1 protein-coding gene is annotated in these 1,879 nt (G+C 67.1%); it reads right to left on the bottom strand.

Features of this window, described 5'->3' with window-relative positions; all coding sequences use genetic code 11:
- Positions 1–185: 185 nt before the first annotated feature.
- Positions 186–1,688, bottom strand: coding sequence for a VWA domain-containing protein (locus ACVOLS_RS21520; RefSeq protein ID WP_481547316.1), 1,503 nt, complete (start codon positions 1,686–1,688; stop codon positions 186–188).
- Between the last annotated feature and the right edge of the window lie 191 nt (positions 1,689–1,879).

Genomic DNA, 1,879 nt, shown 5'->3' with positions numbered 1-1,879 from the left:
GGTCTCCTGGCCTCGCTTCGCTTCCGCCCCCTTCCTCGTCGTCTCTTTCTCCCCCCCCCCCCCCCGGGCCCCCCGCCCCGCCCCACTACAGGGCTTTGCCTTGGAAGCGGGCAATCCGCGAACGGCCCCAAAGCCTACCCCTCCCCAACCCTCCCCTTGCCTGCGGCAAAGGGAGGGGCAGAAGCTCAGCCTTTCGGCAACTGCGCCAGCTCCTCGCGCACCAGCTTCACCACCAGCTTGTCCAGGGTATCGACCGAATAGTTCTCCACCTCATGCACGGTCTCGCTACCCGGGCCGCTGGAAGGATCACTCGCATCCTTGTAAGTGAGGAAGATGAAACGCCCGCCGGTGTACTGCGCGATCTGCCGTTGCGCGATCTCACCGGTGGTGTCCTGGCCGGATGCGGCCACGCTCAATACTTTGATGCCCTTGCCCAGCGCGGCCAGCATGGTCTGTTCGTAGCGCGGCTGCGGGTAATCCATATGCGGCGGCGCATCGGCCAGCGACACCAGTAGGCGCGTAGTCGAGGCACCGCGCCAGTTCATCGCCTGCACGGCATGGTCGAAGGCCTCGTTCATTGCTTCCGGGTAGTCGCCGCCACCATTTGCGCGCACGCCATCTAGCACTTTCTGGAAGCCTGCAACGTTGTTGCTCAGGTCCCAGCCACGCACGAAGTACTCGTCGCCGCGATCACGGTAGGTCACCAGCCCCAGGCAGATGTCCGGGTTGGACGGCAGCTGCGCGATGTCACGGACGATGCCCTGCAGCGAATCACGCAGCTTGTCGATCTCATCGGCCATCGAACCGGTGGCATCGACCATGAACACCAGGTCGAGCTTGGCCCGTGCCGGCAGCGGTGCATCGGTTACCACCACCTGCACGGCATTCTTCTGCCCGCGCTGCAGGGCTGAGGTCACGGTCTTGCCGGCGCGCCGCACCTGCACCTGGTAGCTGGCCGAATCACGGTCATCGAAGGCATTGGGATGCACCCACACCTGACCACCAGCATCGGTACGCGCCCACATCCGCGCGCCGTTGCGGGCAGTGACCGCCACTTCCGCGTCTGGCACCGGCCGACCCTGCGCATCGACCACCTGCAGGCGCTGGCGCACGCTGACATCGCGACCGAGGTTATTGGCTTCCTCATGACGCTGCAGGAACTGCTGGAATGCGGTGAAGTCGGCGTTGTCATCGACCACACCGGCAGTGACCGGTGCCTGTTGCTGACGCACGTTGCCAGTGGTGGTGATAGAAGCCATCGGCATCTCCGCTGCCGCATAACTGGCATCGGCAGCGGCCTCGGCACGAACAGCCAACGGCGGTGGGGCCGGCGGTGCTGCTGGTGACGGCGGCGCCATCATCTTGGTGGATGCCCTGTAGCTGTCACCCCGACGCAGACGAGACTCGTCCACAGCGATGTCGTGCTGCTGCGGCCTCGGGCTGGGATCGGCAACCTCGCGCAGCACCGGCGTGTCGCTGCAGACGCTGGCGCTGGGCGCACGGAAGTTGGGCTGGGTCTGGCGCGTGCGTTGCGTGCTTGGCGCCTTGAGGTCGCCGGTATTGTCGGTCACCGGTAACGGGGTATGGCGGACCGCTGCCGCCACCGGCAGGCCTACCAACAGCGTCACTGCGGCGGCCAGCGCCATGTTGCGAACCGCCCGCCGGTTTGAACCCTTTGCGCTACCCATGATCCCTGCTCCTTGCGGGCCGCGTGATGCGGCGTACGGGGATAGGAACGGATGGAAGTGGGGAGTGGGGTTAAGGCAGGGAATTCCCCTGTAGTGGGGGGGGGGGGGGGGGGGGGGGGGGGGGGGGGGGGGGGGGGGGGGGGGGAGGGGGGGGGGGGGGGGGGGGGGGGGGGTGTGTTTGGGGCGCGGAG

It is taken from the genome of Stenotrophomonas sp. STEN038 (assembly GCF_056759895.1).
Note: the sequence above shows the minus strand (reverse complement) of the source record. Positions and strands in the feature narration are given on the sequence as shown.

Bases quoted from the DNA above. Each gene is read 5' to 3' on its own strand.
- ACVOLS_RS21520 (WP_481547316.1), bottom strand. From the start codon at position 1,688: ATGGGTAGCGCAAAGGGTTCAAACCGGCGGGCGGTTCGCAACATGGCG.